The following is a 6,729-nucleotide window of genomic DNA, read 5'->3' as shown; positions in this document are numbered from 1 at the left end:
GAGCGCGCGCGGCGAGTACGTGGGCGGCGTGATCGCGCCGGGCATCGAGATCTCGGTGGACGCGCTGGGCGTCAAGGGCGCGCAGCTGCGCAAGATCGAGCTGGCCCGGCCGCGCAGCATCATCGGCAAGAACACCGTCGAGGCCATGCAGTCCGGCATCCTCTACGGCTTCGCCGGGCAGGTCGACGGCGTCGTGCAGCGGATGGCGCGGGAGCTGGCCGACGACCCCGAGGACGTGACCGTGATCGCCACGGGCGGGCTGGCCCCGATGGTGCTGGGCGAGTCCTCCACGATCGACATGCATGAGCCCTGGCTCACCCTCATCGGGCTGCGCCTGGTGTACGAGCGGAACGTCGGGCGGCAGTGAAGCGCTGCGCCCCGGTGCCCCCTCGGGGGCTTTACCGGGGCGCCTTGCGCGCCGCACCCGGAAATGCCAAATACCGGGGTTTTTGTCCGTTTAGTAATTAAAGTCGGGCCATGCCCACGCCATACGGATTCCGCGGCGGCATGGCGTTCAGCGCGGACGAACTGCGCGTGCTCCGCCGCGCCCTCGCCGCCGCCCTCAAGCCCCTTCCCGCCCCCGCACCCGCCGGCTCCGTACCCGCCTCCCGCGATCCGCGGCGCACCGAAGAGGTCCGGGACTGCCTCCGGCTCGCCGAGGCGCTGGACGAGGCGGAGCGCGAGGGCGGGCGGCTGCGCGCCTTCCTGCTCGCCGACCTCGCCCGGTACCGCGAGGCCCTCCCCGGCTCCGCTCACGGCTACCTGGAGCGCCTCCAGGAGGCCCTGGCGGCCGGGTACGTGCCCGGCTCCGACGACCTCGCGGCGCTGCGCGTGCTGCGCTCGCCGGCCGTCGGCCCGGCCGAGCGGGCCCGCCGTGCCGATCTGCTGCGCCGCTGCGAGCAGATCGCCGAGCGCTCCGCGCGGACCCGGCTGCGCGCGCTCCCCGGCGGCCGGGCGGCCGACGAGCCGGAGCGCCCGGCCCAGCCGCAGCCGGCGCCGAAGCCCGCGCAGCCCGGTCCCGCCGGGCCGCGTCCGGGCCGCCGCGGCGACCGGCCGGTGCCCACGCCCGGCGAGGTCTTCCCGCCGCGCCGCAGACCCACCCCGCCCCCCGCGGCCCGGACCGCCTGAGCGCTGCGCGTACTCTGGAAGTCTCGTCGCACAAGGAGGCCCTCGTCATGGATTACGTGTCCGCTCTGCTTCCCCCTGTCGTGATGGCCGTCGCCTTCACCGCAGTCATCGTGACGATGATCAAGAGCCAGGGCGGCGCGAACAAGGCCAAGGAGGACGCCGCCGTGGACGCGGTCCTCCAGAACGCCGAGGCCGCCCGCCAGGAGCCCCGCGCGCACGGCGCCTGAGGGACGGCGGACCGTACGGGTCCGCTCCGGCCCGCGGGCCACGCGAATGTGACGTACGGCCCGGGATTGCACATCCCGGGCCGTACGTCTTTTCTGTGAGGAATCGGTCGCGCGCCCCCGTCAACACGCGGCATTCTGGACATCTCCCACTATTGTTCTCGTGTGCCGAGACGTTTGGGTGAACTGGAAGATGCCGTCATGACGCGGGTCTGGCAGTGGAACCGGCCGGTAACCGTTCGGGAAGTCCTGGAAGATCTGCAGAAGGAACGGTCCATCGCGTACACCACCGTGATGACCGTATTGGACAACCTTCACCAGAAGGGCTGGGTGCGGCGAGAAGCGGAAGGCCGCGCCTATAGATATGAGGCGGTCTCCACTCGCGCCGCCTACTCGGCCGCACTGATGAACGAAGCGTGGTCGGTCAGCGACAACCCCGCGGCCGCCCTCGTCGCCTTCTTCGGGATGATGTCGCAGGAACAGCGGCAGGCGCTCCGTGATGCCATGCGCGTCGTACAGGCGGGAGCCCCCGAGGAAGTCCAGGAACCCGGCGCCGGACCCCCGGAGTCGGAACGATAGCGTCCCTTGCATGCCACCACTATCGAATGGCGTCACCGTGCGCCGGGCCCGCACCGCCGATGTGCCCGCCGTACGCCGCCTCATCGACTCCTACTCGCGTGACGGGATCCTGCTCGACAAAGCCACCGTCACGCTTTACGAGGACATCCAGGAGTTCTGGGTGGCCGAGCGCGACGAGGACGCCGAGGTCGTGGGCTGCGGCGCCCTGCACGTCATGTGGGAGGACCTCGCGGAGGTCCGCACCCTCGCCGTGGCCCCGCAGCTCAAGGGCGCCGGCGTGGGCCACCAGGTCCTGGACAAGCTGCTGCGTACCGCAAGCTGGCTGGGAGTGCGCCGTATTTTCTGTCTGACCTTCGAAGTCGACTTCTTCGCCAAGCACGGCTTCGTGGAGATCGGTGAGACTCCGGTCGACGGTGATGTCTACAGCGAGCTGCTGCGTTCCTATGACGAGGGCGTCGCCGAGTTCCTCGGTCTCGAACGAGTGAAGCCCAACACCCTAGGCAACAGCCGCATGCTTCTGCACCTGTGATCAGCGTTCTATGTCCGAATCGCGCCCCTATCTCATAGCTGTCGATCGCGCTGTTCCCCGGAGCTGCCGCATCTGAACCCGACCCGGGGGTTTGTGTTTTTCCCGGAAAAGCGGTTTGCTTTCCGTCGTAATCCACATTCGATGAAAGGGAAACCGGTGGCACAGAAGGTTCAGGTTCTTCTTGTCGACGACCTCGACGGTGGCGAGGCGGACGAGACGGTGACGTTCGCGCTCGACGGTAAGTCCTATGAGATCGACCTCAGCGCCGGCAACGCGGAGAAGCTGCGCGAAGCCCTTGAGACGTTCGTGAAGGCCGGCCGCCGTACCGGTCGTGCCGCGAGCGGCCGTGGCAAGGCGCGTGCCGCTTCCTCCGGGAACAAGGACACCGCTGAGATCCGTAAGTGGGCCAAGGAGAACGGCTACGAGGTCAACGACCGCGGCCGTGTCCCCGCGACGGTCCGTGAGGCGTACGAGAAGGCCAACGGCTGATCACCGCGGAAGCGATCCGCTCGACCTTTTCCTGCGCGCAGCAACCGTGCTCGGTGGCATTCCGTTGCCGCCACGCTCACGAGCCGTACGAGGTCGGGGGCGCGCCCCATACGTGACGTACGGGGAACCCCACCACCGCCCCCGAGGCCTGCCCCGCTCCCCGTGGAGGGCAGCGTCGCCTCGACATCGCGGCCCGGCTCCGGAGGCCGTACCCAAGCGGCCCCCCACGGACCGGCCCCCGCAGGCAGCCCGGGCCCCGCTGCCAGGACCGGCGTCGTACCGCCCCGCGCGGCCGACGGCCGGGGCGCCACCGGTGGTGGCGCGGGCATCAGGTCACCGGAGCCGAGAGCGGTCAGCTCCAGGTCCACCGAGCCCCACTCCAGCCACTCCAGCACCCCGGGCAGCTCCTCTGCCGCGCCCGCGGCCACCAGGATGCGCAGAACCGGTTCTCCGGGCTCTGGAAGGCCGTCTCCGGGCCGTTCGCCCCTGCCGAGCGCGACGGGGCCCGTGCGGCCCGCACGGCGCAGCGTGGCGAAGCCCGCGTCCGCGGGCATCTCCAGGACGTCGAAGCGGATTCCCGTCCGCAGCCGGAGCGGCGTGCCGTCGTCCGTCGGCCAGCCCAGCGCCTGCTCGTACCACCGCCGCGCGGCGGAGCCTGCGGCGTGCAGCGGTGCGCGGGGGCGCGGGAGCGCGAGGGCCATGACCGGTGCAACTCCCAGAAGACTCAGAAGTTACGCTGAGTTCGACGTTGTGCACGTAGCGTGTTTGCCGGTGGGTATAGGGCAGGCGTACGGACGCGTAAATCGGCGCAAGGGTGTTCGCCCGTAGCGGAGCTGGGCGGGCCGCGCGGATGGACTGTCAGAGGCAGCGGGTAAGACTTTCCGCGAGGGGAGGGACGATGAATCGCAGCGATGAGCGGGATGTTCGCGGGGATCGCGGCATGAGCGCGCGCGTGTCGGGAGCGGCCGCGTTCGCCATGGGCGTACTGGCATGGGGCGTATATGCCTGGCCTGCGGGAACATCGTCTCGCACCATCGGGTTGGAGCAGATGTCGGCTGTTCGGGGCAGGAGGCCAAGGACGGGTGTCGGCAGTTGGAATGAGCTGTCCCGCCCCGCGGGACTAGCATGCGGAAGGACAGGGAGGGGACCGACCCCTAACTGCCTGACCGCTCTGAGGAGCGATTAACGATGTTCGAGAGGTTCACCGACCGCGCGCGGCGGGTTGTCGTCCTGGCTCAGGAAGAAGCCCGGATGCTCAACCACAACTACATCGGCACCGAGCACATTCTCCTGGGCCTGATCCACGAGGGTGAGGGTGTCGCCGCTAAGGCCCTGGAGAGCCTCGGGATTTCGCTCGAGGCGGTCCGCCAGCAGGTGGAGGAGATCATCGGCCAGGGCCAGCAGGCCCCGTCCGGTCACATTCCCTTCACCCCCCGTGCGAAGAAGGTCCTGGAGCTGTCGCTCCGCGAGGCCCTTCAGCTCGGTCACAACTACATCGGCACCGAGCACATCCTGCTCGGCCTGATCCGCGAGGGCGAGGGCGTCGCCGCCCAGGTCCTCGTGAAGCTGGGCGCCGATCTGAACCGGGTGCGGCAGCAGGTCATCCAGCTGCTCTCCGGTTACCAGGGCAAGGAGACGGCCGCCGCCGGCGGTCCGGCCGAGGGCACCCCCTCGACCTCGCTCGTCCTGGACCAGTTCGGCCGCAACCTCACGCAGGCCGCTCGCGAGTCCAAGCTCGACCCGGTCATCGGGCGCGAGAAGGAAATCGAGCGGGTCATGCAGGTGCTGTCCCGGCGTACGAAGAACAACCCGGTCCTCATCGGCGAGCCCGGCGTCGGCAAGACGGCGGTCGTCGAGGGCCTGGCCCAGGCCATCGTCAAGGGCGAGGTGCCCGAGACCCTCAAGGACAAGCACCTCTACACCCTCGACCTGGGTGCCCTGGTCGCCGGCTCGCGGTATCGCGGTGACTTCGAGGAGCGCCTGAAGAAGGTGCTCAAGGAGATCCGCACCCGCGGCGACATCATCCTGTTCATCGACGAGCTGCACACCCTGGTCGGTGCGGGCGCCGCCGAGGGCGCGATCGACGCCGCCAGCATCCTCAAGCCGATGCTGGCCCGCGGCGAGCTGCAGACCATCGGTGCGACCACGCTCGACGAGTACCGCAAGCACCTGGAGAAGGACGCGGCCCTGGAGCGCCGCTTCCAGCCCATCCAGGTCGCGGAGCCGTCGCTGCCGCACACCATCGAGATCCTCAAGGGCCTGCGCGACCGCTACGAGGCCCACCACCGGGTCTCGATCACGGACGAGGCGCTGGTCCAGGCCGCCCAGCTGGCCGACCGGTACATCTCCGACCGCTTCCTGCCGGACAAGGCGATCGACCTGATCGACGAGGCCGGCTCCCGGATGCGCATCCGCCGGATGACCGCGCCGCCGGACCTCCGCGAGTTCGACGAGAAGATCGCCGACGTGCGCCGGGAGAAGGAGTCCGCGATCGACTCGCAGGACTTCGAGATGGCCGCGGGCCTGCGCGACAAGGAGAAGCAGCTCCTGGCCGCTAAGGCGAAGCGGGAGAAGGAGTGGAAGGCCGGCGACATGGACGTCGTGGCCGAGGTCGACGGCGAGCTGATCGCCGAGGTCCTCGCGACCGCCACCGGCATCCCGGTCTTCAAGCTCACCGAGGAGGAGTCCTCGCGGCTGCTCCGCATGGAGGACGAGCTGCACAAGCGCGTCATCGGCCAGAAGGACGCCATCAAGGCGCTCTCGCAGGCCATCCGGCGTACGCGTGCCGGCCTGAAGGACCCGAAGCGCCCCGGCGGTTCGTTCATCTTCGCGGGCCCGTCCGGTGTCGGTAAGACCGAGCTGTCCAAGACGCTCGCCGAGTTCCTCTTCGGCGACGAGGACGCGCTGATCTCCCTCGACATGTCGGAGTTCAGCGAGAAGCACACGGTCTCCCGGCTCTTCGGTTCGCCCCCCGGCTACGTGGGCTACGAAGAGGGCGGCCAGCTGACCGAGAAGGTCCGCCGCAAGCCGTTCTCCGTGGTCCTCTTCGACGAGGTCGAGAAGGCCCACCCGGACATCTTCAACTCGCTGCTGCAGATCCTGGAGGACGGTCGCCTGACCGACTCCCAGGGCCGGGTCGTGGACTTCAAGAACACCGTCATCATCATGACGACGAACCTCGGCACCCGGGACATCTCCAAGGGCTTCAACCTGGGCTTCGCGGCCCAGGGCGACGTGAAGACCGGCTACGAGCGGATGAAGAACAAGGTCAACGAAGAGCTCAAGCAGCACTTCCGCCCCGAGTTCCTCAACCGTGTCGATGACACCGTGGTCTTCCACCAGCTCACCGAGGACGACATCATCCAGATCGTCGACCTGATGATCGCCAAGGTGGACGAGCGCCTCAAGGACCGGGACATGGGCATCGAGCTCAGCACCGAGGCCAAGAAGCTGCTCGCCAAGCGCGGTTACGACCCGGTGCTGGGCGCCCGCCCGCTGCGCCGGACGATCCAGCGCGAGATCGAGGACGCCCTGTCGGAGAAGATCCTCTTCAACGACCTGCGTCCCGGCCACATCGTGGTCGTCGACATCGAGGGCGAGGGGGAGAACGCCAAGTTCACCTTCCGCGGCGAGGAGAAGTCGGCCCTGCCCGACGCCCCGCCGATCGAGTCCGCCACCGGCGGCTCGGGCCCGAACCTGAACAAGGACGCGTAAGCGCGCGCCTCAGTCCGCTGCCCCGGAACCACCTCGTGGTTCCGGGGCAGCGGCGTTTTCCGGCGG

At 69.1% G+C, this 6,729-nt stretch carries 8 protein-coding genes; 7 read left to right on the top strand and 1 reads right to left on the bottom strand.

The window, feature by feature from the left end; all coding sequences use genetic code 11:
- From C3486_RS23065 to C3486_RS23040, 6 genes are all read left to right on the top strand, one after another.
- A partial coding sequence (locus C3486_RS23065; protein ID WP_146075042.1) for a type III pantothenate kinase occupies window positions 1-367 on the top strand: 367 nt, incomplete at its 5' end.
- Window positions 368-477: 110 nt separating this feature from the next.
- Complete coding sequence (locus tag C3486_RS23060; RefSeq protein ID WP_103834662.1) at window positions 478-1,128, top strand: hypothetical protein; 651 nt, start codon at window positions 478-480, stop codon at window positions 1,126-1,128.
- Between the two features lie 47 nt (window positions 1,129-1,175).
- Window positions 1,176-1,355, top strand: a complete 180-nt coding sequence (locus tag C3486_RS23055) for a hypothetical protein (RefSeq protein ID WP_103834661.1) — start codon at window positions 1,176-1,178, stop codon at window positions 1,353-1,355.
- A gap of 162 nt (window positions 1,356-1,517) precedes the next feature.
- Window positions 1,518-1,931: a BlaI/MecI/CopY family transcriptional regulator gene (locus C3486_RS23050; RefSeq protein ID WP_103834660.1), complete on the top strand. Its 414-nt coding sequence runs from the start codon at window positions 1,518-1,520 to the stop codon at window positions 1,929-1,931.
- 10 nt (window positions 1,932-1,941) lie between these two features.
- Window positions 1,942-2,460 (top strand): amino-acid N-acetyltransferase, encoded by a 519-nt coding sequence (locus tag C3486_RS23045; RefSeq protein ID WP_051872224.1) that lies wholly within the window; start codon window positions 1,942-1,944, stop codon window positions 2,458-2,460.
- A 156-nt stretch (window positions 2,461-2,616) separates the two neighbouring features.
- Window positions 2,617-2,949, top strand: a complete 333-nt coding sequence (locus tag C3486_RS23040; RefSeq protein WP_103834659.1) for an Lsr2 family protein — start codon at window positions 2,617-2,619, stop codon at window positions 2,947-2,949.
- Here C3486_RS23040 and C3486_RS37700 read toward each other — a convergent pair.
- A complete protein-coding gene (locus tag C3486_RS37700) occupies window positions 2,880-3,650 on the bottom strand; it encodes an SCO3374 family protein (RefSeq protein WP_103834658.1) in 771 nt (256 codons plus the stop codon). The genes C3486_RS23040 and C3486_RS37700 overlap by 70 nt on opposite strands.
- A gap of 487 nt (window positions 3,651-4,137) precedes the next feature.
- Between C3486_RS37700 and C3486_RS23025 the strand changes: the two genes are divergently transcribed.
- A complete protein-coding gene (locus C3486_RS23025) occupies window positions 4,138-6,663 on the top strand; it encodes an ATP-dependent Clp protease ATP-binding subunit (RefSeq protein WP_103834657.1) in 2,526 nt (841 codons plus the stop codon).
- Window positions 6,664-6,729: the final 66 nt, after the last annotated feature.

Origin of the sequence: Streptomyces sp. Ru73 (genome assembly GCF_002920575.1) — a bacterium.
Lineage (GTDB): Bacteria > Actinomycetota > Actinomycetes > Streptomycetales > Streptomycetaceae > Streptomyces.
Note: the sequence above shows the minus strand (reverse complement) of the source record. Positions and strands in the feature narration are given on the sequence as shown.